Below are 25660 nucleotides of genomic sequence, written 5' to 3'. Positions count from 1 at the left end.
AATTTATGCCACCTTGTGTGAGCAGGGTGGTCTAGTTTTGGCACTCTCTTGCTGATTTTAAAAAACTCACCAGCGAAAAATGAAGAGCGTTTTAAAAAATTAAGTTTCTCCATTTTTTGTTTCATAGCGCAACATCTTTTTTACTGTGACACTATCGCTTCGAACTTTTTCCAAGCTATCGACAATAGTTTGAAGCGAGTTTCTTAAGTCATTGATATCATTTTTGAAGCTTGTTTTTTCGGTGCACAGATCAGATATTTCTTTCAAAGACAGTTTTAAATTTTGCGAGAGAACTGAAGCTTGCGAAATAATTTCGACACTACTTTTAATGTAGTTATTAATCGAATTTTCTTGATCTTTTATTTGTTGAAGTTTTTCTTGGTCAACAGCGCTTTTTAATGTGCCAAGTAGAAGCTGTTGACTTGATGTTATTTGCATTACTATTTTTAAATCATTCTCGATCTGCTTGTTGTTGGCAGCAAAGGTAGCAACAGAGTCAATCACAGGATGAATCTTTTCAACTAATTCTAAAGATTTCTTGTCAAGGTACTCAGTTTTTTGCTCAAGGGCATCTGAGGTTTTTATAAAATTTTGTCGATAAGAAAGAACGCTATTAATATTTTTTTGCATATCTCTAATTTGATCTTGAGCAGGATCGATGTGTTCTTTAACCATTTGAATGAACTTGAGTAAGTGTTTTCCCATTGCTCCCCCCAATGTTTCATTGAAAGGGATTGAAAGATTTAAATCATTTTTTGTAACTCGAACTAAATAATCTTTAACAGTATACTCGGGCTTAATGAGAAATCTTCCAATAATGAATCCCACGACAATAAAAAGCAAAACGACAATAAAGCCTGATACAAGGAGAATTATCCTGGCTTTTGTTGTGGTTTGAATACCGAGGGCATGGTAGTGCATGCCTTGACCTACTGCAAAGTTTGTAAGTTTTAAAATTGAGTTTTCTATATAACTTAAAAGATTATTGCCTTCACTGCGAAGCAACTCAAAGGCTTTGTCGATATTGCCTTTATCTACAAGGACCAATATTTTTTCTTTAAGAGGAGGCCATCTTTTAAGAGAGTTGAAAGCATTATTGATAAGCACGCTTCCTTCTTCGCCTGTTATACGAGCGTTAACTAGTTTCAGCTCCCTTCTAATGTTGGTTTCGTAAATTGATAAAGAGGCTATGATGCGATCTCTTTGTGCCTTGTTTTTGATGAGGAGAGCTTCTTTGATGTTACGCGAGATCTTTACTACGTCGAGAGCAGCGGATGAAGAACTACGCATAACAGCCATAGGGTGATCGTGAAGATCTTCAATAAGCAAAGAAAAATTATCGAACTGAGAGTTGATAATAACGCCAAAGAGCGAAAATAATATAACAAATACTGAGAAAAAACATCCTAGTTTAAATGCTGGTCCCATATTATCTTCCTATATTAAAAAATATCTTAGAAGCGTTAAAGAATTTATAATTAAGTAGAGTGTTGGAACTGCCCATTGACAATTTGTTCTTATATTATTCATGAGTTCAATTTTACCACCGTATTCAAGCCTAAATGAAATAAGTACCTGAAAGGTTGGAATCATGATGAATGCGTATGAAATAAATACGACAGCGTCCATGAAGGTAAAATATGACAGGACGGGTAGCATTGAGCGAGCGGTATCATGAAAAGTTACGACAGTAAGCAAAAATAAAAAGCAATTACCAAGAGCCAATGCTTTATCTTCATGTAACCAAAAAACATTCCATGAGAGCATCACTATGGCCATTAGGGGTAAAAGTAGTCGCCAAATAAAATAACTGGGATCTCGTTCAGCATAAATATAGAAATTAAAGACTGAATATTTTTCTTCGGTGCTTTTTTTAAGCGCTAGATCAGTAACATAAAAACTACGATAGTTAATATTCCAGGCGTTATTGCTCGCATCGATTATTTTTTCAGCGCTGGCAATCTCTTGAATAATGTCTACTTCGCGATCATCCCAAAAGGTAGAAGCAAACTGTATTAAGAAAGCCTGAGCATCAAAAGGAAAACGCAAAAGATTGAGATTGGCAGGCACGGTTATAGTGACGATTTGATTGAGTTGAAGTCGACCATCAGGAAAAATTTTCATATCTTGATGATTGGTCTGCATTTCTCCATTAATAACCGAAATGCTTGGGTTAAATGTCTGGGATAAAATTTGGTCAACCTCCTGATTATGGAAGTTATGAATAATGTGAGAGTCTGGATCTTGTTTGGCCAGTCGTGCGTCTGGCCAAGAAGTTTCAAGTGCGAATTTAGCTGTAAGCTTTGGGTTTGCTTCCGAAGCAGCATCTATTTGTTCTACTCTTATCAGGGTAGCGGCAAATTTTACTCGAGTCGGATGAAACGGAGGATTTTTGTACTCATCATGACTTTCAGATAACAAAAAAATATTCTCTTTAGCTTCAAGATGAAACGAAAAAATAAATAATAAAGTTGCTGCTAAAGATCCTAGGCTCATAAAAATATTTGGCTGTTTGAAATCGAGAAGATGCTATCGATTTTATGGAGGTTTGACCAATGATAATAGCAATTATATTTATTATTGCTGGTTATTAATTTGAGAATTTTTATGTAAAAAATTGCTCAATAATTGGCTGCATAAAGCATAGGCAATTGTTAGAAGTGGCCGGATAATGTCTCAAGGGGAGATGTCATGAAAAAAACCGCCACTTTTTTGCTCTTATGCATGAGCGTATTTTTTGGTTGTCAGAAAAAATCAGACCTGGGCGTAGGTGAAATAACTCAGACGGTTAATGATCGGACCATGAGAATGCCTAGGATGATGCAAGAAGAATCAGAAGATCAAGATAGCGATCTGTCTGAAAGAGCAGGGCAAGAACAAGATTATCAAGATGACGCTGATGTATCCTGCGATCCTAATTCACAAGCTGAACAGTGTACCTTAATACCTTTGTATCCAGAAACCTGTTTGGGATGTGCTAATGGAGAGGGGCATCGCGCCGTTAATAAAACAGCTGCTAGAAGAATAATGAGCCCATTAAAAGATAAATGTATGGCTAAAATGCGTGGTTTTAAGGGCCCACAACAGGGAGGGGCCTCTGATGAAAGCTGTAAGTTTAACTCTGCTACATGTAGCTCCGAAGGTAGATGCGTTGGTGTTACTCTCAGCCAAGAAGAACTAAAGCGTCGTCATCCAGAAAGATTTCAAGGCCAAGGCGGCCAAGGTATGGGGAGTCAGCAAGGTCAAGGATTTATGGGCGGCCAAGGTATGGGACGTCAGCAAGGTCAAGGATTTATGGGCCAAGAATCTATGATGGGAAGAGGAATGCAAAGTCCTTTTTAAGCGCGATTTAAGCTTCTATTTTAGTCTTTGGCTTTGTTTAAGCTCATGTGAAAGCAAGGTCGAAGACTTATACGCTATTTATATAAAAGTTGCGCTGACAAAACTAATGCGCAAAAAAATGCTTTATAGCTTGGGTGTCTTCGAGCTTATTGAGGCGAACATCAAACTGCTCAACAATATGTCCGTTACGCATAAAGTAGACATAATCGAGTAAATTTCTGGCAAAGCTCATGTCATGGGTAGAGAGTGCTATGGTTACACCTTCTTGATTGAGTTTTTTAAGTATAGTTACTAACATTTTTGAGCTTTCGGGATCCAAAGCCGATGTTGGCTCATCCATCAGCAAAAGCCGTGAATCCATGCATAAAGCGCGCGCAATGCTTACTCGTTGTTTTTGTCCGCCAGAAAGTTCCCTGGGAAAGCGGGTGAAAAAATCACCAAGCCCTAAATTTTCTAACTTTTCTTTGGCAATTTGCAGAGCTTCATCTCGGTTACGCTTTAGAACGTGTACTTGAGGATGGACACAATTTTCGAGCACTGTCATGTGAGGGAAAAGGTCAAAACTTTGTGCCACAAATCCAATATGTGTAGCGCGATTTTTTGGGCTCATAGACTTGATGGCTTGATTTTTATAAGTCAAAACCCCGGCAAAGTTACCGTTCAGATTAGCAATACATTTGAGGAGCGTAGTTTTTCCCGAACCACTTTTACCTAAAAAGAGAGTGATGCGTTTTTCTTGAACGGTAAAGGAAACATTATCTAAAGCTTTTTCTTTTCTGTTGGCGTATTGAAGTGTCAAATTTTGAGCGTTGATTAAATTCATTTCGCTTTTCCTTCAAAAAATTTGGCTAAAAATGCCACAGCATAGGTCATAATCAAGTAAAACACCGCCGTTAATAAATAAATTTCCATGGGCTTAAGATTGTGGGCAACAATATCACGGCTATTTTTTACCAGTTCAGGAACTCCGATAACCATGAGAATACTGCTTTCTTTTATCAAAGTGGCAAATTCATTGGTAATGGCAGGAATAACGTTCTTAAAGGCTTGAGGCATGATAATGTAGCGAAATGTATTAAACTTTGAATAGCCTAAGATGTAGCTTGCATCCCATTGACCGCTATCAACAGCGTTGATTCCAGCACGGATTATCTCAGCAAGATATGCCGTAGAATTTAATCCAAGAGTGATGATACCAGCGCTGATGGGAGATAATTCAATACCCAAAGCATCGGGCAAGGCAAAATAAATTATTAAAAGTTGGACAAAGAGCGGAGTGCCACGAAAAATTGTTACATAGATGCGAAAGAATGGCGCCAAAAAAGGGGTTCTGAGTTTATTACAATCAAGGATACCGAATATAGAGCCAACAAAAGATCCAGAAAAAATACCAATAGCAGATACCCAAACAGTAATACTTGCTCCCTTTAAGAGAAGAGGGAAGGCTGATTTATAAAGCTCAATGAGGCCAAGGTCCATTATTGTTCACCCTTATTAATCCATTTTTGTTCAAGCATATTGATGGTGCCATTTTTTTTGAGTTTCAAAACTGCCTCACTGATGGACTCGATCAAATCAATCCTACTTTTGCTTATACCAATACCATTGCCTAAATCCCATTTATCTCTCGGTAAGGTCAATGTGACAACCTTTAGGTTTCCATGTTTTTCGATCAAACTTCTTGCATTGGTGCTATCCAAGGCGGCTGCTAGAGATTTTCCATATTTGATATCAAGAATTTGTTCAGGTGGGCCTGCTAAAGCCTTAACATTAAAGCCAGAGCCTTTTAGGAAATCTTCTAAAAAGTGTCCTGTTTGTACACTGATAGATAAGTTTCGATTCTGTGCCAAAGCTTTTAGGTCGTCAAAATTATTGATTTTGGCAGGTATATTTTCCCAAAATAAAAAAGAAATTTCAGTAAGAGCTTTTCCCTGATATGGCACCATAGCGATTTCTTTTTGGCGTGATTCGGTGATAGACATTCCAGCAAGAATTATGTCGATCTGTCCTTTTTTCAAAGCTAAAATAAGCGCATCAAAATCGAACTCTTTAAATTCAGCAACTTGCCCAAGTTCTTTCGCGAGTGCGCGGCCTATATCGATATCAAAACCTACAAGATCACCTTTTTCATTTCTGCTTTCAAAAGGCGGATAACCAGGATTAGTGCCGATTCTTAAGAATTTTTTTTCTTCGTTGTTGTCTTTAGAACATGATTTTGTGCATGCCGATGCGATAAGCAAAGGGAAAGCGAGTAAGACAAATACAAACACATTCTTCATGGCGATAGCCTCTGGTGAAAAGATTATAACTATGGTGCGGAGTATATATAGTTCAAGCTACACGCCTAATGGCGGTAATGAAACGCGTGTATCCGGTCTAAATGTCTCGGTGGGAAGAAAGACATCTTATTTTAAGCCCAAAAAAAATTAATACTCCGCCCTGTAGCAACTGAACACAGAGTTGTCAAGTTTGTATTTCATATGAAAATGAAAATTTTAGCGGCACACAAAGTTTCTAAATAATAGATAGAAATGTTGTTTATTTGATTTGTTATAGTGTAGTGGAATTTCGTGTATTATGAGAGTGATTTTTTTTGTTTTTTGTGGTCTGTTAGCAGGCGTTATTAATGGTGTTAATGGGAATTTATTTATACCTTTTAATGTAGCAATAGCTCAACTAAAAGCTGAGAGATTTGTTTTTCCCCATGACAGTAAGCAAATTTTTATCAATCATGTAAACGATGCGTGGACTTTTTTATTAGGAAAAATAAAAAAGAATGGTAGTGATTGGAATAGGCTTTTGAATGCAAACCTAGACCTAGACGATCTACAAGAAGATCGTCGGAAACTGGCAAAAAAGGATTATATCAATGGAGTTTTCTCCACCAAGGCTGGTACTTTAGTTTTCCTCTTGAAAAATTATCCAAACATGTTGGTAAAAATGGATAATCGGCCAGAGAATTCTTTGTTTAAAGGAGAAAGAAGTTATTTTGCTGCTTTTGATAGTATGCAAAATGTGCAGCGGGATTTTATGTTGCGCTACCTTTACTTGCCTATGGAGGTTGAAGCACAAAATTCCGATGGCAGCCTTAAAGCTCTTTTCTCAGAAAAAATTCCTTTCTTTTCATCATCGGAACTGGACAATCGTATACTTTTAAACCTGATGGTTGATCAAGCGGGTCAAGATGAGGCACTAAAAGTTGCATTGGGAAAATCTTATAAGCAAATGTTGCTTTATATTTGCAAAGCTAATTTTGACGATATCAACTATACCAATTTACCTTTTGCAGTAGATGGTCGCCTTGCGCCCTTTGATGGAGATTCGCAAACAGCAAAGACAGGTGTTTTAAACTTTTTACGGAAATTTTTTGGCTATAAAATTCTAAGTTCACAAGAGGTCAAAACTATTGTGAGCGAGCAATGTAGCGAACCAAATTCTCCATCAAATGCAGATATAGAGGATCTCTACAATAATCACGCTGATGAGGATACTTTTTTTGAGAATAATAAACAGTTTATTGCCAGCGTATCCGCATTTTTGCTTAAAAAGGAAAAAAACTTCTTTGACAGATTGAGAGCTTTTTCTGCTGTTATTAATGGAGACAACAATAAGTACGCCAAGATTATCGATGACATAGTAGAGGAAGAGAGAAAAAATAACTCAAGCAGTAATATGACAGCTTTTGGAAAAAGCTGCTCACATATTACTGATTTTACTTTTAAAACGGCACAGAGAATTAACCAAAAATATAGCAGGATAGCAATAAATATCGCTGAAAATATAGTAAGAGAAATTCTTAACACAATTCAAAATAATGGTTATCAATTTGTTTTTAGTATGCAGCCCATAGACTACAAGCTGGGAAGTTTAAGAGATTTAAGAAGTTTCATTTGTTATTAAAAGAAAAGAATTGCTGTTAATTTTAGCAAACAGCAATTCTTAAATACAGCTGAGACTAAGAGATGATGCGCAAAAATTTCTAATTCAAAAAAGACCAACGCATTTTTTGTTTAAAGAAATTCTCTAGATTGCCAAGATTCGATGATGAAACTGATTTTTTAGCGGCTTCATATAAATTTTGCGCTCTTGCTTGTCTATCAGTTTTGCTCGGAGTAGTTGGCTGTTGTTTTAGATTTTGAAATAAGCGAGCCAAAAAACTAACGCCTCCATATTCATCGCTGAGATATATCAATAAACCCGACATCAAATCATTGATACTTTGTCGGTTGCCCGTATTTTTTGTCCACGGAAGAATAAAGTATGACCAGGTATTATCAAAATTCCACTGAGAGTTATTGAGATAGGTGTTGAGGTCATTGATTCGATCGCGCCTAAATTCTTCGACTCCCTGGCCAGCATAATCAAGATCTAAGCCCAAAAATTCTGGTGCAATTACCGTCATCGCTCCGTTAAAACCAAGCGTCCAATATCCATATTCACTTGGGTTTTGCATTTGCCAATCTAAAATATTATCCAATTTTAGATCGTATAATGAACGGCCCAAGTCGTACAGATAAACTTGGGGCATGGTGGGACGATAGTCCTCAATAGGGTAGTGTTGCAAAAAATCCTGATTTTGTGAATGGGCTCCATTTTTACTAATATTGAGGGATGAGAAAACACACTTCATCAGATTTTAAATGGCGGCATTATCAAGGCGAAGCAATCCTTCTTTGCGTACGTTGGTACCTTCGTTACAGGGTCAGTTATCGTGACCTAGAAGAGATGATGAAAGAGCGTGGTCTAAATGCCGATCATACAACAATCTACCGATGGGTTCAGCACTATGCTCCAGAGATACAAAAGCGCGCCAGCTACTTTTTGAAATCACCAAATGATTCTTGGAAGCTTGATGAAACCTACGTCAAAGTAAAGGGAAAGTGGCTCTATCTCTATAGGGCTATCGATTCATGGGGACAGACTATTGATTTTTATCTTAGCAAAACCCGAAATCAAAAAGCTGCCAAGCTATTTTTAGGCAAGTTATCAAGGCTACGCAGGAGCGCTGAACCACGGACTTTAACTGTTGATCGCCACCCATCATATCCGGCTGCCTTATCTCAACTTCAAAGTGAAGGTAAGTATCTCAATGTGGAACTTAGGCAAAGCAAATATTTAAATAATATTATAGAGCAGGATCACAGGAGGATAAAATGGAAAACACGGCATAGCATGGGCTATTTCTCTTACAAGACAGCCTTCAACACAATTCGCGGAATTGAAACAATGCATATGCTATTCAAAGGTCAGCTCTACCACTTAATAGATAAAAGTTCACTATCAATTAAAAAGTTCATCAACAGACAATTTGGACTGAGTGACCCAATTCTTGAAATGTAAGTTAACCTATTGGAGGGGCCTCTTTGTACTCTGTCATTGTTTGCAACACTACCCAAAAAGTAGCTGGCGCGCTTTTGTATCTCTGGAGCATAGTGCTGAACCCATCGGTAGATTGTTGTATGATCGGCATTTAGACCACGCTCTTTCATCATCTCTTCTAGGTCACGATAACTGACCCTGTAACGGAGATACCAACGTACGCAAAGAAGGATTGCTTCGCCTTGATAATGCCGCCATTTAAAATCTGATGAAGTGTGTTTTCTCATCCCTCAATATTAGTAAAAATGGAGCCCATTCACAAAATCAGGATTTTTTGCAACACTACCAGTAATGTTGCTGCATGAGGGGCTCCTTTTTGGCTCTCAATTCCAAAATAGAGTCCCTTCTTATTTATCGCAAAAATCCCACATCTGTTTGAACCTGGTTACTACCGTTTAGAGGATAACTCTCACACCTACAGCACCGAAAGAAAAGCCTAGATAGTTCTGTGGCAAGAAATGGATCCTAGCACATAAATCTAATGCTACCCAATCGTTGAAGGCAATCAATGTGCCAATAGCTGGAACTATTGATGGAATAGGTGGAATTTCAACTCCCGTGGTAAATCCTATCCGTAAATCTATATAAGGAACAAAAACGCTCATAGCAGATAATGCCCCTGTCACGCTTATTCCGGGGGATATAAGAAAAGAAGTCTTACTGCTATCAGTTGATATTACCTTATCAAAAGTAAAACCGTAGTTATCTACTCCTTGTCGAACTAAGCCTAAATCGGCACCTAATGCAAAATGCTTATTGAACCAATATTCTGCACCGGCACGTATATTTATTTTTACCAAGGTAATCGAGTATTGTAAGCGAGTACCAACATTTAGAAGTGCAAAACTACCGGTTAAAGCAAATGCTTTTTCGTTTTTTAAGGCCGAAAAAGAAGATGATGCAAAAAAAGAAACAGCTATGAAAACTGCTAATAGTTTTTTCATAATTTTACCAGTTAATGCCTGACTTAATTTACATCAAAGAATAACACGCACACTCAAACCAAAAGCAAGTACCCTCCACGATTATGATCCTCTCTTTTGATCTGCAGCCTTTATACTGGGGTTTGAAGCCCAATGGAACGAAAAGTTGCGCTAAGGGATCTGTTGTTCGAGGTCATGTGTGTTTAGTGGCCGTAATACTATATTCGGTTGATATCTGGGTTAACTAACATCCCTTAAGTGACTTGGTTGTTCCATTACTCCCCAAACCCCCATACCTACATTGCTAAATTTGGACCAGTTTTAAAGTAGGAAACATTTTTGGCGACGATGGTTTTGGGGATTACCTGCACCATGTACTCCAAAGGGCATGTAATATTTTCGATAAACCACTGATTCCATTGCGCTTGATCCTCACCAAGATATTTTGACAGATGGCGTTGTAAGCGTTCTTTGTCCACTTTACCTAATCGGGTCTCTCCACGAATGCCAACGTGTTTTAAGACTCCTCTATCAAGGTCGAAGTCCACAACTCCAACTGCACAACGATGTCCCTTTTTAAGCTGTCTAATAAAACTGTCTTGTGCTGTGCCGACGATCCACAAACAACCTTCTTCCCATAAAAACCACACAGGGGAATCCCGGGGTTCACCATTTTCGACAGTCAATAAATGAGCCATAAGTGGCTTTTTGAGAACTTCTTCTGGCTCAAAATCTTTTTGTACAATCACATTCATATCAGTGGGTCTCTATGCTGCTCTTTTCATTGGCCTAGTCAAAGCTCTGCCCACATCTTTTACCCCAAAGCCTAAATAGACAAGGGCCCGTATCAAAAGATCAACAGACACCGAACTATCACCAGCTTCCATTTTGGCTACACGAGATTGGCTAGAATGCATCATTTTAGCCAATTCAGCCTGGGAGACACCGGCCTTGGCGCGATTTCTTATCAAAGCTTCGGTGAGAGCTACTTTTACTTCTAAATATGCAGCTTCTTCCTCATTAAGCTCAAGAAAATCTTTAGCATCACCGACAGCAAAGCCAGCTTGTTGAAGTTTCTTTTTTACTGAGGGCATCATTGCCTCTACGCAGCCTTTTTAAGCTCTACCTGCCATATATGCTTTTGGCTAAGCTGATCAACTATGTCTTGTAGGGCTAACCGAATGAATTGTTGCTCAGAATGCTTTAGAATCCTGGCAAACTCTTTTGCCCGAAGCGGACTAACGTGTTTTCTGCCTTTCTCTATGTCACAGACATGGGATTTAGAAATACCAAGCATTTGAGCAAATTCTTCCTGTGTCATCTCTTCACCAAGGCGAATCGAGTACAAAAGCGAGGATAGGGTTAGAGGGCCACCAGTAATCTCCTCCATAAATTTTCTTGCAGCTGACTTTTTATTGTCTTTAGTAGTCATGCTTGTTCACCTCTTCAACTTGAGCAAATTCAACTTCGCCCTTTTTGATAACGTATATCGCTCTATAGGCACGTGTTAGACGGATTGAGCGCTGGCCTTTGCGCTTACCCTTTAACGGCTCGTCATGATAACCTGGCGTTTTTCGCACCTCTTCTAAACCACGATGTTCCACATCATCGATCCAGTTGAAAAATAAGACTCGGACATGCATGGGCAACTTGCTGATGTCCTTTTTAGCTTTGCTAATATCAACCGAATATATCATCACCCTAATATACACCTGAGAGGTGTATTACGCAAGTATGATCCCTTTAGAGGCTGTAAAAAAGGTAGTGTTGCAAACAATGACAGAGTACAAAGAGGCCCCTCCAATAGGTTAACTTACATTTCAAGAATTGGGTCACTCAGTCCAAATTGTCTGTTGATGAACTTTTTAATTGATAGTGAACTTTTATCTATTAAGTGGTAGAGCTGACCTTTGAATAGCATATGCATTGTTTCAATTCCGCGAATTGTGTTGAAGGCTGTCTTGTAAGAGAAATAGCCCATGCTATGCCGTGTTTTCCATTTTATCCTCCTGTGATCCTGCTCTATAATATTATTTAAATATTTGCTTTGCCTAAGTTCCACATTGAGATACTTACCTTCACTTTGAAGTTGAGATAAGGCAGCCGGATATGATGGGTGGCGATCAACAGTTAAAGTCCGTGGTTCAGCGCTCCTGCGTAGCCTTGATAACTTGCCTAAAAATAGCTTGGCAGCTTTTTGATTTCGGGTTTTGCTAAGATAAAAATCAATAGTCTGTCCCCATGAATCGATAGCCCTATAGAGATAGAGCCACTTTCCCTTTACTTTGACGTAGGTTTCATCAAGCTTCCAAGAATCATTTGGTGATTTCAAAAAGTAGCTGGCGCGCTTTTGTATCTCTGGAGCATAGTGCTGAACCCATCGGTAGATTGTTGTATGATCGGCATTTAGACCACGCTCTTTCATCATCTCTTCTAGGTCACGATAACTGACCCTGTAACGAAGGTACCAACGTACGCAAAGAAGGATTGCTTCGCCTTGATAATGCCGCCATTTAAAATCTGATGAAGTGTGTTTTCTCATCCCTCAATATTAGTAAAAATGGAGCCCATTCACAAAATCAGGATTTTTTGCAACACTACCACTTTTTGAAATCACCAAATGATTCTTGGAAGCTTGATGAAACCTACGTCAAAGTAAAGGGAAAGTGGCTCTATCTCTATAGGGCTATCGATTCACGGGGACAGACTATTGATTTTTATCTTAGCAAAACCCGAAATCAAAAAGCTGCCAAGCTATTTTTAGGCAAGTTATCAAGGCTACGCAGAAGCGCTGAGCCACGGACTTTAACTGTTGATCGCCACCCATCATATCCGGCTGCCTTATCTCAACTTCAAAGTGAAGGTAAGTATCTCAATGTGGAACTTAGGCAAAGCAAATATTTAAATAATATTATAGAGCAGGATCACAGGAGGATAAAATGGAAAGCACGGCATAGCATGGGCTATTTCTCTTACAAGACAGCCTTCAATACAATTCGTGGAATTGAAACAATGCATATGCTATTCAAAGGTCAGCTCTACCACTTAATGGATAAAAGTTCACTATCAATTAAAAAGTTCATCAACAGACAATTTGGACTGAGTGACCCATTCTTGAAATGTAAGTTAACCTATTGGAGGGGCCTCTTTGTACTCTGTCATTGTTTGCAACACTACCGGTTTTCTGTTCCATTGCTACCAAACCCCCAATTTCAGGTTTTGTTTCCCATCAAGGCCACGATTCCAAAAAGCCCGGCCGTCCAAATTTTGCCCAATTGATGGCCAGGGTGTTTGACATAGACGTACTGTTTTGCCATCGATGTATTCGATTGTTTATGAAAACGATGGCATAAATCTTGTGGATGACATATCCCAGATTGAATTTGTAGATTAAGCCTTTTATACTTCAATCGTAGTGCTGTATAGGATAGGCTTAGCGAGCGATAGCCTTATTCAAATGCCGCCAATCAAGATATTTTTTGGCTTTGCACCTGGTTTTTGAGCAGGCCCAAGAACTCATAAAAGAAATTATGAAAACTCTTAAGATTAGTGAGGCTGTTTTGGCTCCAAATTCCTGGGTTTCGTTAGATGGGTGTTTTCAAAAAAAGCGGTTTATACTACTTATAAGCTCCCCACCAGGCCTGCATCCTTGGCAATGTCTAAAAATAAGTGTTGACCTAGCATAGCCCGGATGGGCCTGCATAAAAGTAATAACCCCTTGTATGAACGACTTAACAACAACCGATCATGCAAGAGGTTTTTTCATGACAAAGAGAAGTAACAAGAAATATCCAAAATCTCAACCCTCATCTGCTTTTAGGCTAACACCCATGAATCCATGTGTTGCTGGCATAGACATTGGCTCTAGGTCTGTATTTATTTGTATTGGTTTTGCCGACGGTCACCAAGAGATACGCGAATATCTGACTTTCACAGAAGATCTCAAAAATATGCTGAGGTGGATCCAACAAAATGGTATCCAGAGCGTAGCGATGGAGTCCACAGGTGTGTACTGGATCCCGGTTTATGATATTTTGGCCCAAGCTGGCATAGACGTCATGCTAGTAAATGCATACTACCTCAAAACGGTGCCAGGTAGAAAAACAGACGTGAAGGATTGCCAATGGATTCAACAGTTACACGCCTATGGGTTACTGCGAGGTTCGTTTCGCCCTGATGACGAAGGGGTGATATTCCGTGGGTATGTAAGACAGAGAAGCCGTTTATTTGAGTTGGCATCGCAGCAAGTACAATTGATGCATAAAGCTCTGGTGCAAATGAATCTTCAACTCAACCACGTGGTAACAGACATTACCGGTGTTACAGGGATGAGCATCATTCGGGCGATAGTCTCTGGCGGGTAGTGTTGCAAAAAATCCTGATTTTGTGAATGGGCTCCATTTTTACTAATATTGAGGGATGAGAAAACACACTTCATCAGATTTTAAATGGCGGCATTATCAAGGCGAAGCAATCCTTCTTTGCGTACGTTGGTACCTTCGTTACAGGGTCAGTTATCGTGACCTAGAAGAGATGATGAAAGAGCGTGGTCTAAATGCCGATCATACAACAATCTACCGATGGGTTCAGCACTATGCTCCAGAGATACAAAAGCGCGCCAGCTACTTTTTGAAATCACCAAATGATTCTTGGAAGCTTGATGAAACCTACGTCAAAGTAAAGGGAAAGTGGCTCTATCTCTATAGGGCTATCGATTCACGGGGACAGACTATTGATTTTTATCTTAGCAAAACCCGAAATCAAAAAGCTGCCAAGCTATTTTTAGGCAAGTTATCAATGCTACGCAGGAGCGCTGAGCCACGGACTTTAACTGTTGATCGCCACCCATCATATCCGGCTGCCTTATCTCAACTTCAAAGTGAAGGTAAGTATCTCAATGTGGAACTTAGGCAAAGCAAATATTTAAATAATATTATAGAGCAGGATCACAGGAGGATAAAATGGAAAACACGGCATAGCATGGGCTATTTCTCTTACAAGACAGCCTTCAACACAATTCGTGGAATTGAAACAATGCATATGCTATTCAAAGGTCAGCTCTACCACTTAATGGATAAAAGTTCACTATCAATTAAAAAGTTCATCAACAGACAATTTGGACTGAGTGACCCAATTCTTGAAATGTAAGTTAACCTATTGGAGGGGCATCTTTGTACTCTGTCATTGTTTGCAACACTACCTTTTCATCTTTAGGCGGATTTCGCTCTAGAATAAGAACAGCATTTATATCTAAAGATAATGCATATTTTTTATCTACACAGTTTGATCTTTTTAATGTAATTTGTTTTGCTTTAATATCTACTATCGTATTGCGGGCATCTCTTTTAACAAGCCTTTTATTATTAGCCCCGCCGGATTTTTTATTTCTTCTAGAAAGATGTATTTCTTTAGAAAACAATCTGCTTTCTTCTGCAAATTCCTCGCGTAAATGCTTGCCGTTTACAAGGGCGCGGTCATAGCAGCCCCTAACAATAAATCGATGTTCTTTGTTCGATAAATCAGCAAGCAAAGCATAACTATCTGTTTCACTATCGCATACGTGGATTGCATTTTTAGCGCTTTCGCTGAGTTTAGAAATGCTATCGATTGCGTCATTCCATCTTTGTTTTTCCGATGGCAGGCGACGAGACTGAGTCTGTGTAAGAATCCCTTTTTTTCTGAGTGCATAAGGACTGATTTTTTCACCGCGCTTAAAACAATGCAACCCCAATGTACCTAATGGTTCTCTATCTGACGCAGAAATAGCTAAACTGAAATGACCAAAGAAGCTTGCACTTTTACCTAGTGAGGTTGTTCCAAGGTCTCGTCTCTTTCCTGAAAATACAAACTCACTCGAATCATGCGCAATAATAATATCATTATTCTTATTGCACATACGCTTTAAAGTAGCTTGTTTGTGCGGTTCTAAAATGTCTTTTATTTCTATGTAAGGATTTTCCACAAACCGATAGAACCCCTCTAATTCTGCCGAACTCCTAAATGCCTCAGGAAAAGATTTCTCTGGACTTTCAATAACCGAGCTAACAATTGATAAAAGGCGCTTAGTTAAGCGCTTATCACCAAGATTTGATTCTATAAATTCTGTTCTTATATGATTCATTGAAAAACTTGATCACATCAAATTAAACTTGAAAATGCTTAAACGACTTTGTCAACAAAAAGATGTGATCAATCATGAGATGATGATTGATATGACGACCCACTTATGTCCCCATAGCAAAGTTGTAACTGTATGAGATGAGCGTGCAGCATCACGATGCTTTGCCTTGCCAAAAACATTTTTGCCGTTATGCAGGCATGTTGTGTCATCGACAACAAAAACGAGTGCTTGCCCATCTGCAACAAAAGTCTTTTGAATCAACTGTATAAGAACAAATGACAATGCCCAAAGCGAGATTCGATAGCGTGAAAATAGGTGATGCCAAGGACTGTTGTAGGGATCGAAGCCGAATACCCTTGATAAGTTCGTGACTGTAGTTTTTCCGATGGTGATAATTCTTGCCGCAAGAAGTTCAGTCAGCCGACTCAGGCTAGGAGAACTAACGCATTCGGCAAAATTGTTCATGAAGTCTTTTATAAAATGTGCTATTTGCATTTCTCGGCAGCTCTTGAGGGTAGATCAGGTTATTCCAATCTTCTGTTCTCTTGAAGCTGCCAATTCGTTTCAATTTCGGCCAAAGTCGAGCTAACACCTTCATAAATTTAATTTTTTTATATACTTAATCCGGTGTCAAGTGTTTTTAATTATATTAAACTAATTGTTAAGGAAAACGCGCCTATTATTCCCTGCATAAATGAAGTGGCTTTGAGGCGCTGGATGGTAAATCTTGAACTTTTCACTGTGAATCTCCTTCATTTATTTAAACGAGAAAATTCTACTTTTAAAGCATATTAATTTTTGGGTGGATTACCCTGTTTACAAGTATTAAAAAAGTATTATAGTGTTTTAATATAATTTATTTAATATAATGGAGTTTTTATGAGATTATTCTACAAACTAATTTATTGTTTATTTGTTTTCATGCTTAGCAGTACTGCGGCTCTTTCGATGGAAGATCAAAAAGTTGAGGTAGAGCTTAGCAATTTTTTGGCTAAAAAAGATAATTTTTCCAATGCAAATCCTAAGAATTTAGGAGATGAGCAAAAAAATGAAATCATCGACCATTTGTCATCGGTACAAAATGGCGATGGGCAAGAAATTCTCCAAAGCTTTCTGAACAAGTTGGAAACGAGCTATTACTTTAACGAACTGGTGAAAATTCTACGCGCACGCAAGGAAAGAGCCGAGGAAACTCCCGCGCTGGTATTTAACAACCTTGTCAATATCCTTTTGCGGCCAAAACAAATCTCTGAAGATGTATTTATTTCGTTTCTTGATGACGAAAGCGTTTTCCAAAGGGACGATAGTCAATTTGGTTATCATGGTTCGCGCGCCATCATGGATATTCTTCGATCAGGGCAACTCAAAGCTGAAACTGCGAGATGCAAAAGGTTTGGCATATTTTTCGGTCGATCCTGCAATGTTGCCCGAGACTATTTCACAGACCACTCGAGTAATATTCATAAGACATGGAACGGTGACATCGTAAGAGGTATCCTGGTCCTAAGAAAAGATGGTAAAGCTTGTTTCGAATATAGCAACGCCAGCTTCGGCTCCGTCGAAGAATACATTGTTAGACAAGATTCTTACGACCTTAAAAACCTCGAGGCGATTTTGTTTGCTTCGCAAATTGACGCTGAAAAATTCGCAAAGAGTCTGCAAGAAGCTCCTAACGAACTAGGTCGCTATCGTAATGTTCCGCTCTTTGTGCTCGACTACAAGCCTCTAGAAGAGCCTCAAATAAAAGATGACTTCATAAGCACAGTAAAAAGCAATTGGCTCACGCTCATGAGCGATGGAGTTTTTGCGGCGCATCTCGCCGAAAAATTTCCATCCACCTTCTTTCGTGATCAAAATGCCGCCAAAACGCTCCTGCAGGGATTTGCTCAACTGCCAGAAAAAAGCCGCTTTGCTCTCCTGTGCGCAGCAGCAAAATCTTTGAAGGGTAATGACGTCATCTACTCACTTTTTTCATTGGTAGAGTCGGAAGATCTTTTGCGCTTGCCAAATAAATGCATTGATTCAGCGTTTTGTACAGCGATTTTGGCAAAAAATCTCAATGGCATAAAGGCAGTTTTGGCTTCCATTGGAAATGATGAAGAACTTAAGAAGGAAGCCGCGAAAACAGTAGGAAACTACAATATCAAAAAACTTTTCCGTAACGCCGATGGCGCAAAGGAGAGTCTTGATGAATTGACAAAAGCTTTTTCGAGCTTTCCAAAAGCCATGCGTACAATTGCATATGGCTATCTCTATCTTGGAGAGAATGATTCGTTTGCTCAAGCGTTTGAAATTGCAATACCAGCATTTGAAAAGGAAAATGGAGCATGTGAAACGTTACTGGTTGAGGCTGCAAAAAGGAAAAATTTTGTTGTCATGGATATGGTGGCAAAGCGCTTTCCCGTATGGTTGCTGTTTGAATCTTCTGAGATCAATGAGACAGCGCTATATGTGCTCGCAGCTGATAGCAAACAATTCGATCGATTTAGCAACTACGTTGATTTACTTGACTCAGAGCTAGAAACAATAGAAGATGAATACGGCGATTTACCTGACTCAGCGCTAAAAATAATAAAAGATAAATACGGCGACGTAACCATCGCCCATGAAGCTGCAAAGCATAACAATACGCCACTCATCAAGATGATAGCGGAGCGCGCGCAAAGTCTGTTTTTTATGCAGGACCATGATAAGTCGACGCCATTGAACAAAGCCGCAAGTAATAGCTGCAGTCTTGAGGTTGTCAAACTGATTATGGAGCATGCGCCCAACAGCATTCAACTATGCAATCGTTGGCAAAGGACACCTGTTACCACTGCGGCTAACCATAATAACGCAGGCGCCTTGCGTGTGTTTTGTGAGCAGGCTCCAAAAACTGTTGAAAAAGAATGGGAGAAAATAATGAAGCAAATCAACATTCACAACTATGAAGAATGTCGCAAGGTGCTCCAAGAGTTTTTTCCCGAACGATTTTAGCTCGACTTTGGCCGAAATTGAAACGAATCGGCAGCTTCAAGAGAACAGAAGATTGGAATAGATCTACCCTCAACTCGACTTTGGCCGAAATTTGAATAATGCTTTTTTTATCATCTACGTCATGCGGCCTGGCAAAGCGCTTGAAGAATAAGATTGTCATTCTCATTGCTATTATTCAACATCCGCATGGTGCCTGGGCCGTTTTGAAATAGGTGATGCTTCCAAAGATAAAATCTTATGCTCAAGAGCATGTTTGAGAAGGTGGTATTTGCTTTCTTTGGCCACCACATAGTTCTGCAATCAGAAAGCTGCTCGTTGTTTTTGTGATAAAGAAGAACTATTAGGCTGTATGAACCAAAAATCAGTGGCACGAGAGTGAGTACTGAGTTCTTGCACCAAACTCGGGTTTTTTCTAGTTGCAAATGCTCTTTGCATTCTTGAAAAGTCACTTCGATAGCCCATCTACTTGTGTAGATTGACACGATCTGTTCTGGCGTGAGACTCATATTTGTGGAATAGAGATACTCATCTCGATGGGTGCCTGATTTATCTCGAACGTAGACCCAGCGTACTTTGACAAGTCCATTTCCCTGGCGAAACCAAAACCCAAAACCGCTTACCAGGTCTACAACTCTTGAGCCACCACCGTACCAAGAAACATTGGTTATGATTGGTTTACTTTCAAAAAACGACATCCTTGGGCTTCTTGAGTTTCAAAGCTTTTACACGTGGTCTACCAATTTGTCCTGGGCATTTTGCAGGATGAGCCTCATGACGATGACAAAAAATTTTCGATGGTCGATTTGGCCATGGTTCATGAATATGGTTCTCGCGACCAAAACATACCGTCCAGGTCATTCATAAGATCAACCTGTGACAGAAAGCATAAAGACCACATCAGGCTTTTGCGACAATTACAAGACAAAGTCGTTTTAGGCCGTTTAAGCAAGAAGCAAGCGCTCATCCAATTTGGTGAAGTGGTTAAAAGCGACATGGTGCAGAGCATCAATAATGGCATTGAGCCTGCATTAAAACCCGAAACCATCAAACGAAAGGGTAGCTCCAAGCCGCTTATCGATCATGGAATTTTAAAGGGAAAAATTACTCATGAAATAAGAGGTGGCACATGAAGCAATGGCCAGGCCTGCAAATAACTTTGGAGCATGTTTTTCGCTCAGCTGTGGGTATTCCTTTTGTGTGGGATGATGAGCCCCGCAAAATGATGCGAAAGCCATTTGGCATATTGTCCTTGGGTCAGTGTATTAGCGTAGGCAGAGATGCCGGTTATTACCGTTTTAGAGACGGTGGTGCCAATATTGATTTAGTTGGGCACCGCGAGCTCACCATCAATGTCCAGGTGTTTTCGCGGCATGCTCATGGGGAAAGTTCTGCACGATTTTTGATCGAAAAAGCTCGATTGAGTTTTGCTAATCCGGTTTATCGTGATGAGCTGCGCAGCGCTGGGCTGATATTTGTTGAAAACCATCCGGTGACATCTTTAAATTTTAGTTTTCAAAATCGAGCAGAGAATAGAGCTGCCTTTGATGTGGTGTTTCGTTTGATCATGCAGGAAAGTGCACCGATCAACACTGCCTATTTCGATTCGCTTGAATTAGAGAATCGCTTATGAGCATCGATAGCATCGTTAAAATTTCCATTGAAACGCAAAGTTTATCCATGGCCCAAAAGGGCTTTGGTGTGCCGCTGATACTAGGTTTTAAGGAAGCAGAGAAGGCAAGCGTGGAGATGTATCGTAATGCTGGCGAATTACCTGATGGCTCTCATGCATCATATAAAATGGCTAAGGCTGTTTTTTCTCAAAATCCTACGGTACCACTCTTAAAGATAGCTTTTGCCAAAAATGGTTTTTCTCTCAGTGAGGCTTTGAAATCCATATTGGATATAGAAAGTGATTTCTATGGTGTGTTACTGAGCCAGACACCAAGCGCAAAGGAATTGAAAGAAGCTGGTGCTTTGCTTGAATCAGGTCGCCTCATTCTAGGTTTTGATGTTGATGCCACCAGCAAGGATATTATCAAAAACCTTAAGAGCGACCGCATTTTTTGCATGCACAATCCAAGTTCAGAAGAATGTTTAAGTGCAGCCTGGATGGGAAAAATGTTGCCAGAAGCTCCAGGCTCATCCTCTTGGTCCTATCAGGATCTTAAACCTGTAGCGCCATATAGCCTCAGCGCGAGCATTGCTGACGAGCTCGATAAAGCACATATCAATCGTTACATCGGCATCAAAGGTGTTGGCGTGACCCTTGATGGAAAAATGCTCAGTGGCCGATTTATCGATATTACCCGCGGCATAGATTGGCTGCATGTACGCATCCAAGAGCGTTTATTTCGCTTACTCATGATCAATAAAAAAATTCCCTACACCTTAAAAGGCATTGATTTGGTGCGCTCTGAGATTTTGGCCCAGCTCAAGGAAGCAATTTATCAGGGTGTGTTAGCCGAAGACCCAGAGCCGATGGTGAGCGTGCCCACCATAGAAGAAGTAAGTGAACAAGTAAGAGGGGACCGCGTGTTGCCTAAAGTTCGCTTTAGTGGGCGATTAGCCGGTGCCATTCATAAGATTGAAATCCAGGGAACCGTTACCGTCTAGAGGAGCGCAAAAAATATGCACGCATTTGAGCAATACGATCCAGAAAATTACTCGGTGATATTTAATGGCATTCCCATCGAGGGCTTTGCTGAAGATGATTTTATCGACATTGAGTTCGATTCTGAAGGTTATCAAGACCAGATTGGCGCTGATGGCCATGTGGTGCGTTATAAAACCTGTGACCAGCGAGCAACCATCACCTTTACATTGATGTCCACGTCACCCAGCAACAAATTGCTCTCGGTCATGTACAACGCTGATATCAAATCCCCCAATGGCATAGGCGTGGGCCCTCTGCTTATTAGAAACACCCAAGGTGCCACTGTGTTTATGGGTACCCAAGCCTGGATCCAAAAGATGCCCAAAACAACGCTGGGCAAAAATATCGGTGACAAAGAGTGGGTGATACGGGTGGCTAAACTTGAAGCATTCATATCTCAATAGGAGCAACACCAACTATGATCAAAACCAAAGAGACCAGTATTGACGGCAAAAACTTTAAAGTGACACAGCTTGGCTATGCTGATGGTATCGAGTTATTGACCAGGATTTTAGCCTTAGCAGGATCCGCTTTTGAGAAAAATGAAGGTAAGGATTCTTTTTCGTTGGCACGATTGGCTGAGAGGCTCACTGCTAATGATTTAAAAATGGTCATCGAAAAGCTCGCTCACCGCACCGTGATCGAACGAGAGCCTGGCTCAGATAAATGGCCCAGGCTTGAGCCCGAAGCGGATTTGGCTGGAGATTATGCTTTGCTGTTTAAGTGGCTTAAATTTGCCTTGGAGGTAAATTATGGTGGTTTTTTTTACGCCGCGGGCGACTTGCTAAAAGGCGCTACCCTAAAAGATCCAGCTCAGGCCAATGCGGTATAAACCCACCGAACATCCCATGGGCTGTGTTTCGCATAGCCATGTCGAATTATTTTCACGTGTCGCCCATAGAAATTGAAGAGCGTTGGTCGGTAGATGATGTGGACTATGCCCATGAGGCACTGGACTACATGGATTATTTGGAATGGGTGCAGACACGCTCTGTTAAAAAATAAAATTAAGCAGCTTTTTTAGTGAACCGAATTTCAAGATGTTTTCCTAGAGCTAGTGCTATTTTTTCAAGAACATCTATCCTAGGCCAATAGTGCCCATTTTCCAGCCTAGCGATAGACGGTTGTTTGGTTCCTATGATTTCGGCTAGCTCTGTTTGGGTTAGGTTTTGTTGCTCTCGTAATTGTTTAACTCTTCGAGCGAGTTTTAGCTTCTCTTGTTCCATATCGAAGCTTTGAGCAAATTCATTGTCTTTGTATTTTTGCTTGATATGTTCATCAATGCTACTTCCCAAATAAGCATTTTTTGTTTTTTTAGGCATAATGACCTCCAATGACAAGCTTCATTCGCTTTTTTGCAACAGAAATTTCCTTTTTAGGCGCCTTTTGACCCTGCTTTTTGTATGCATGCAGCAAAACCATTGTCGGCCCATCAATAACGACGTAAAAAACTCTCTGTGCGTCGATTTTAATTTCCCAAAGTTTTCCTTCAATCTGCCTGCAGGTGACCAATGCTTTATCTAGACCATGTTCTTTAATATCTTTTATGGCTGCCAATACGTAAGCTGCCACTTCACTAGGAAGCTTATCAATATACTGTCTTACTGGCTCTTTGCCTGTTGCTTGTCTAAAATAAACCACATCCATAGCTAAATTACATAACATAAGTGTTATATAAATGCAAGTATTAATTTTTTAACAACCCCCAGATTTTAGGCATCCCATTTGCTCGTCTCGCATTAAAATAGGCGGATCGATTGGGGTCTTTAAAAATGGAAGTACGCAGCCTAGAAGCGGTGTTTGGATTTAAATTCGATGCTAAAAAATTAAAAGAAGCCATCAAATCCATCGATGGTTTTTCAGACAACGTAAATAGCACATTAAATGGCTTAGCTAAGAAGATGCCTCTAGAAGTGGGTGTAAAGCTTAATAAGCACAATCTTAACCACGCTCAAAATCAGATAGAGGATTTTTCATCTAAAGCCCAAAAGGCGCTCAGCGTGCTTGCGGGTTATTTCGCAGTTCAAGGCGTAACATCATTTTTTAGCAGCACGGTTGAAGGCATGGCCAATGTTGCTCGGATTTCGGGTTACCTGGGAATTTCTACCAACGCTTTAGAAGAGATGCGCTATGCAGCCCAAAAGAGTGGGGTAAGCATCGATACCTTGGACGATAGCCTTAAAGAATTGCAGATACGTGCAGTTGATGCCAAATCGGGCAGCGGTGAAGCTGCTGAAGCCTTTAAATATATCGGCATCTCTAGCACTGATGCTAGTGGTCGCATCCGAGAACCGTTAGAACTTTTGGGTGAAGTAGCTGATCGGTTAAAAACTCTTCCTACGCAAAGTGAGCGCATTTGGGTTCTCGATTCCATGCTCGGCGATCAGGGGGCTGAGATGCTCAAGATGTTGGAGAGAGGCTCTGATGGTTTAAAAGCTATGCGCCTTGAGGCTAAAGCGATGGGTATTGCTTTGGATAAGGATGCCGCAGCCCAGGCCAAAGATTTTAGTGAAACCATGGTGAAGCTAAAGTCAGGCCTTGAAGCATTCATCCGCCCTTTGGTGTTATCGCTGCTGCCCACTCTTAAAGGATTTGCCTATATTTCATCTTCAGTAGGAGAGGCCCTTTCAAAGTTTTTTTCCCATACAACGATTCTTCAAACAGCGCTCGCTTCTTTAGGGGTGGTTTTGGGTGTGATTGCCATCAAATCCGCAATCGCTTTTTTGCCTTTCTCTCTTATTGGCGGGGCGATCGCGGCTGTAATCCTGATAGTTGACGACCTTTGGAACGCCTTTAGCGGGGGCGAATCGGTTTTTTCAAATCTATATCAAAGGGCTTTAGATTTTTTCAAGCCCATTGAAAAATGGTTGTTAGCATTGCCTAAAAAAATGTGGGATGGATTGGTAAATGGCATAAGTTCTGCGTTTGATTGGCTTATCGATAAAATAAAGTCCATCGAAAACCTTGTTCCTGATTTCCTAAAAAAAGGTTTTTTCAATGCTACCGCAGAGGTGACTGGCAAGCCTAGCCAATCAAGCAATCAGCGTCATTTAGCGCCACAGATGGCACCTGCATCCAATTCTATCCAAAATCACAGTAATCAAAGTGTCAGTGTAGCGGTCAACGTGAAGACCGGTGCCAACGCTCATGAAATAGGAGGAGAGGTGGCCAAAGCCGTAAAAAGAGAAATGGAGAAAGAGCGTCAAAATGCATTCATGGGGGTAAATCGTTATGCCAGCTAAATATGTTGTCTTTTCTTTTTTGATAGTGGCCTCAAGTGCCTGTCAGCATCTGAGTGAATTTTTCAAACCACTCACACAAACTGTTTTCAAAGCCATTGTTCATGGTGCCATCAAGGGCACAGCTGTTCATTGCGAAAAATCTATCGAGGTGGTGAGCGATAGATGGCAGGTCATGTGCAAGATCGATGATGTGACCGATATTAAATATCGCACCATCAAGCTCAATGACGATGAAAGCAAGTTTGAGATATTGATCGATAAACAAAAAGGCGAAGAGCGAAAAACCATTGCTGCGCCAACTTTCTTTGTAAGCCGCAAACAACCTGCTGAATTGATTGCAGAAAGCCAAAAGTCCCGCCTGGAATTTCGTGTGGAGCGCATAAGGTGAGTGAAGTGCTAGAAAAGATATCGCTCTTTTATTGGGGCAAAAAGCAATCCATCGCTCACATAGAAATCGATGCTGTGATTAAAGAAAGCCATGAACTTAAGGCGAAAATAAGCGAGCATCCAACTGAGATCGGGGAGAGTTTTTGTGATCACGTGCAAAATTTGCCTTTAGAGCTGAGCATGAATGGAATTATCACTAACACTCCCAATAACTTTCTGCTTTTTCCCTTGGTTAAATCTTTGGATAATTTTATATCTGGTGAATCTAATAATTTTGCCTTCATAGCTTATCAGAAACTAGAGAATATATTTTTAAAACGTGAACCCATCAGCATTTCCACATCGCTTAAAGATTATGACAATATGGTTCTCGAATCTTTAAGCATTGAACGTGGGGCGGGAACGACAGAATCTCTTCATTTTCGTCTTTCAGCTAAGCAAATACGCCAGATTAATCAAAAACTGATAGATTTACCCGCGCCAAAAGTAGAAAGAGCTAAACCAAAACAAAGAATGGCTAAGCAAGAAACTAAGACCGCATCTGAACAATCACAAAAATCACTCGATGATTTGAAAAATAAAGTCAGCGACAAAAAATCATCTTTTCTCAAAACTCTCTTTGGTTTTACAAATTAAT

At 40.1% G+C, this 25660-nt stretch carries 32 protein-coding genes and 1 pseudogene; 15 read left to right on the top strand and 18 right to left on the bottom strand.

Annotated elements, in window-relative coordinates; translation table 11 throughout:
* Nucleotides 1–99: 99 nt before the first annotated feature.
* Both H6731_04480 and H6731_04475 read right to left on the bottom strand, forming a co-directional pair.
* On the bottom strand, nt 100–1428 hold the full coding sequence (locus H6731_04480; GenBank protein USN51671.1) for an MCP four helix bundle domain-containing protein: 1329 nt from the start codon (nt 1426–1428) through the stop codon (nt 100–102).
* A gap of 9 nt (nt 1429–1437) precedes the next feature.
* Nucleotides 1438–2496: a hypothetical protein gene (locus H6731_04475; protein USN51670.1), complete on the bottom strand. Its 1059-nt coding sequence runs from the start codon at nt 2494–2496 to the stop codon at nt 1438–1440.
* Nucleotides 2497–2691: 195 nt separating this feature from the next.
* On the opposite strand from H6731_04475, the gene H6731_04470 reads away from it, so the two are divergent.
* Nucleotides 2692–3342 (top strand): hypothetical protein, encoded by a 651-nt coding sequence (locus H6731_04470; protein USN51669.1) that lies wholly within the window; start codon nt 2692–2694, stop codon nt 3340–3342.
* 103 nt (nt 3343–3445) lie between these two features.
* Here the strand turns inward: H6731_04470 and H6731_04465 are convergent, their stop codons facing one another.
* Genes H6731_04465 through H6731_04455 form a run of 3 tightly spaced genes read right to left on the bottom strand, consistent with a single transcriptional unit; the run spans nt 3446 to nt 5621 of the window.
* Entirely contained in the window at nt 3446–4165 is a 720-nt protein-coding gene (locus tag H6731_04465) for an amino acid ABC transporter ATP-binding protein (protein ID USN51668.1), read from the bottom strand.
* On the bottom strand, nt 4162–4821 hold the full coding sequence (locus H6731_04460; protein USN51667.1) for an amino acid ABC transporter permease: 660 nt from the start codon (nt 4819–4821) through the stop codon (nt 4162–4164). The genes H6731_04465 and H6731_04460 overlap by 4 nt, the downstream gene beginning before the upstream one ends.
* Nucleotides 4821–5621, bottom strand: coding sequence for a transporter substrate-binding domain-containing protein (locus tag H6731_04455; GenBank protein ID USN51666.1), 801 nt, complete (start codon nt 5619–5621; stop codon nt 4821–4823). Before H6731_04455 ends, H6731_04460 begins: the two co-directional genes overlap by 1 nt.
* Nucleotides 5622–5919: 298 nt before the next feature.
* Between H6731_04455 and H6731_04450 the strand changes: the two genes are divergently transcribed.
* Nucleotides 5920–7242 carry a hypothetical protein gene (locus H6731_04450; protein USN51665.1) on the top strand — a complete coding sequence of 441 codons (1323 nt, stop codon included), beginning with the start codon at nt 5920–5922 and terminating at the stop codon, nt 7240–7242.
* Between the two features lie 79 nt (nt 7243–7321).
* Here the strand turns inward: H6731_04450 and H6731_04445 are convergent, their stop codons facing one another.
* Nucleotides 7322–7972 carry a hypothetical protein gene (locus H6731_04445; GenBank protein USN51664.1) on the bottom strand — a complete coding sequence of 217 codons (651 nt, stop codon included), beginning with the start codon at nt 7970–7972 and terminating at the stop codon, nt 7322–7324.
* Here H6731_04445 and H6731_04440 point away from each other — a divergent pair.
* On the top strand, nt 7954–8682 hold the full coding sequence (locus tag H6731_04440; protein ID USN51663.1) for an IS6 family transposase: 729 nt from the start codon (nt 7954–7956) through the stop codon (nt 8680–8682). The genes H6731_04445 and H6731_04440 overlap by 19 nt on opposite strands.
* 68 nt (nt 8683–8750) lie before the next feature.
* On the opposite strand, the pseudogene H6731_04435 reads toward H6731_04440, so the two are convergent.
* The 7 genes and pseudogenes from H6731_04435 to H6731_04405 all read right to left on the bottom strand — a co-directional run bounded on the left by H6731_04435 (nt 8751) and on the right by H6731_04405 (nt 12186).
* A pseudogene (locus H6731_04435) lies at nt 8751–8948 on the bottom strand (IS6 family transposase).
* 168 nt (nt 8949–9116) lie between these two features.
* Nucleotides 9117–9665, bottom strand: a complete 549-nt coding sequence (locus H6731_04430) for a hypothetical protein (protein ID USN51662.1) — start codon at nt 9663–9665, stop codon at nt 9117–9119.
* A 275-nt stretch (nt 9666–9940) separates the two neighbouring features.
* Complete coding sequence (locus tag H6731_04425; protein ID USN51661.1) at nt 9941–10399, bottom strand: pyridoxamine 5'-phosphate oxidase family protein; 459 nt, start codon at nt 10397–10399, stop codon at nt 9941–9943.
* 12 nt (nt 10400–10411) lie between these two features.
* On the bottom strand, nt 10412–10738 hold the full coding sequence (locus tag H6731_04420) for an XRE family transcriptional regulator (protein USN51938.1): 327 nt from the start codon (nt 10736–10738) through the stop codon (nt 10412–10414).
* An 8-nt stretch (nt 10739–10746) separates the two neighbouring features.
* Entirely contained in the window at nt 10747–11076 is a 330-nt protein-coding gene (locus H6731_04415; protein ID USN51660.1) for a helix-turn-helix transcriptional regulator, read from the bottom strand.
* On the bottom strand, nt 11066–11341 hold the full coding sequence (locus H6731_04410) for a hypothetical protein (GenBank protein ID USN51937.1): 276 nt from the start codon (nt 11339–11341) through the stop codon (nt 11066–11068). The genes H6731_04415 and H6731_04410 overlap by 11 nt, the downstream gene beginning before the upstream one ends.
* 116 nt (nt 11342–11457) lie before the next feature.
* Nucleotides 11458–12186: an IS6 family transposase gene (locus tag H6731_04405; protein USN51659.1), complete on the bottom strand. Its 729-nt coding sequence runs from the start codon at nt 12184–12186 to the stop codon at nt 11458–11460.
* Here H6731_04405 and H6731_04400 point away from each other — a divergent pair.
* The 3 genes from H6731_04400 (at nt 12168) to H6731_04390 (ending at nt 14792) form a co-directional block, all read left to right on the top strand.
* Nucleotides 12168–12923: an IS6 family transposase gene (locus H6731_04400; GenBank protein USN51658.1), complete on the top strand. Its 756-nt coding sequence runs from the start codon at nt 12168–12170 to the stop codon at nt 12921–12923. The genes H6731_04405 and H6731_04400 overlap by 19 nt on opposite strands.
* Before the next feature lie 485 nt (nt 12924–13408).
* On the top strand, nt 13409–14008 hold the full coding sequence (locus tag H6731_04395; protein ID USN51657.1) for a transposase: 600 nt from the start codon (nt 13409–13411) through the stop codon (nt 14006–14008).
* 55 nt (nt 14009–14063) lie between these two features.
* Complete coding sequence (locus H6731_04390; GenBank protein ID USN51656.1) at nt 14064–14792, top strand: IS6 family transposase; 729 nt, start codon at nt 14064–14066, stop codon at nt 14790–14792.
* Nucleotide 14793: 1 nt separating this feature from the next.
* Here the strand turns inward: H6731_04390 and H6731_04385 are convergent, their stop codons facing one another.
* Nucleotides 14794–15765, bottom strand: a complete 972-nt coding sequence (locus H6731_04385) for a transposase (protein USN51655.1) — start codon at nt 15763–15765, stop codon at nt 14794–14796.
* 72 nt (nt 15766–15837) lie between these two features.
* Complete coding sequence (locus H6731_04380; protein ID USN51654.1) at nt 15838–16230, bottom strand: transposase; 393 nt, start codon at nt 16228–16230, stop codon at nt 15838–15840.
* A gap of 414 nt (nt 16231–16644) precedes the next feature.
* On the opposite strand from H6731_04380, the gene H6731_04375 reads away from it, so the two are divergent.
* Nucleotides 16645–18741 carry an ankyrin repeat domain-containing protein gene (locus tag H6731_04375; protein USN51653.1) on the top strand — a complete coding sequence of 699 codons (2097 nt, stop codon included), beginning with the start codon at nt 16645–16647 and terminating at the stop codon, nt 18739–18741.
* 119 nt (nt 18742–18860) lie between these two features.
* Here the strand turns inward: H6731_04375 and H6731_04370 are convergent, their stop codons facing one another.
* A complete protein-coding gene (locus H6731_04370; protein ID USN51652.1) occupies nt 18861–19436 on the bottom strand; it encodes a transposase in 576 nt (191 codons plus the stop codon).
* 33 nt (nt 19437–19469) lie between these two features.
* Here H6731_04370 and H6731_04365 point away from each other — a divergent pair, with 33 nt between their 5' ends.
* From H6731_04365 to H6731_04345, 5 genes are read left to right on the top strand one after another with little or no spacing between them, the layout of a single operon-like run.
* Nucleotides 19470–19871, top strand: a complete 402-nt coding sequence (locus tag H6731_04365) for a hypothetical protein (protein USN51651.1) — start codon at nt 19470–19472, stop codon at nt 19869–19871.
* Nucleotides 19868–20371: a hypothetical protein gene (locus H6731_04360; GenBank protein USN51650.1), complete on the top strand. Its 504-nt coding sequence runs from the start codon at nt 19868–19870 to the stop codon at nt 20369–20371. The genes H6731_04365 and H6731_04360 overlap by 4 nt, the downstream gene beginning before the upstream one ends.
* A complete protein-coding gene (locus tag H6731_04355; GenBank protein USN51649.1) occupies nt 20368–21354 on the top strand; it encodes a DUF3383 family protein in 987 nt (328 codons plus the stop codon). Before H6731_04360 ends, H6731_04355 begins: the two co-directional genes overlap by 4 nt.
* Nucleotides 21355–21369: 15 nt before the next feature.
* Nucleotides 21370–21798, top strand: coding sequence for a DUF3277 family protein (locus H6731_04350; GenBank protein USN51648.1), 429 nt, complete (start codon nt 21370–21372; stop codon nt 21796–21798).
* A gap of 14 nt (nt 21799–21812) precedes the next feature.
* Entirely contained in the window at nt 21813–22226 is a 414-nt protein-coding gene (locus tag H6731_04345) for a hypothetical protein (GenBank protein ID USN51647.1), read from the top strand.
* Between the two features lie 175 nt (nt 22227–22401).
* Here the strand turns inward: H6731_04345 and H6731_04340 are convergent, their stop codons facing one another.
* Together H6731_04340 and H6731_04335 are read right to left on the bottom strand one after the other, a co-directional pair.
* On the bottom strand, nt 22402–22716 hold the full coding sequence (locus tag H6731_04340; protein USN51646.1) for a helix-turn-helix domain-containing protein: 315 nt from the start codon (nt 22714–22716) through the stop codon (nt 22402–22404).
* The gene (locus H6731_04335; GenBank protein ID USN51645.1) at nt 22709–23041 is read right to left on the bottom strand and encodes a type II toxin-antitoxin system RelE/ParE family toxin; all 333 of its coding nucleotides are present in this window, start codon (nt 23039–23041) and stop codon (nt 22709–22711) included. Before H6731_04335 ends, H6731_04340 begins: the two co-directional genes overlap by 8 nt.
* A gap of 125 nt (nt 23042–23166) precedes the next feature.
* Between H6731_04335 and H6731_04330 the strand changes: the two genes are divergently transcribed.
* The 3 genes from H6731_04330 to H6731_04320 are packed head-to-tail and all read left to right on the top strand — an operon-like array spanning nt 23167 to nt 25659.
* Entirely contained in the window at nt 23167–24636 is a 1470-nt protein-coding gene (locus tag H6731_04330) for a phage tail tape measure protein (protein USN51644.1), read from the top strand.
* Entirely contained in the window at nt 24626–25024 is a 399-nt protein-coding gene (locus H6731_04325) for a hypothetical protein (protein USN51643.1), read from the top strand. The genes H6731_04330 and H6731_04325 overlap by 11 nt, the downstream gene beginning before the upstream one ends.
* Entirely contained in the window at nt 25021–25659 is a 639-nt protein-coding gene (locus H6731_04320; GenBank protein ID USN51642.1) for a hypothetical protein, read from the top strand. The genes H6731_04325 and H6731_04320 overlap by 4 nt, the downstream gene beginning before the upstream one ends.
* Nucleotide 25660: the final 1 nt, after the last annotated feature.

It is taken from the genome of Myxococcales bacterium (genome assembly GCA_023898405.1).
In the GTDB taxonomy this organism is placed as follows: Bacteria; Myxococcota; UBA727; order UBA727; family JABDBI01.
The sequence above is the reverse complement of the archived record's forward strand: the minus strand, read 5'-3'. Positions and strand labels throughout refer to the sequence as shown.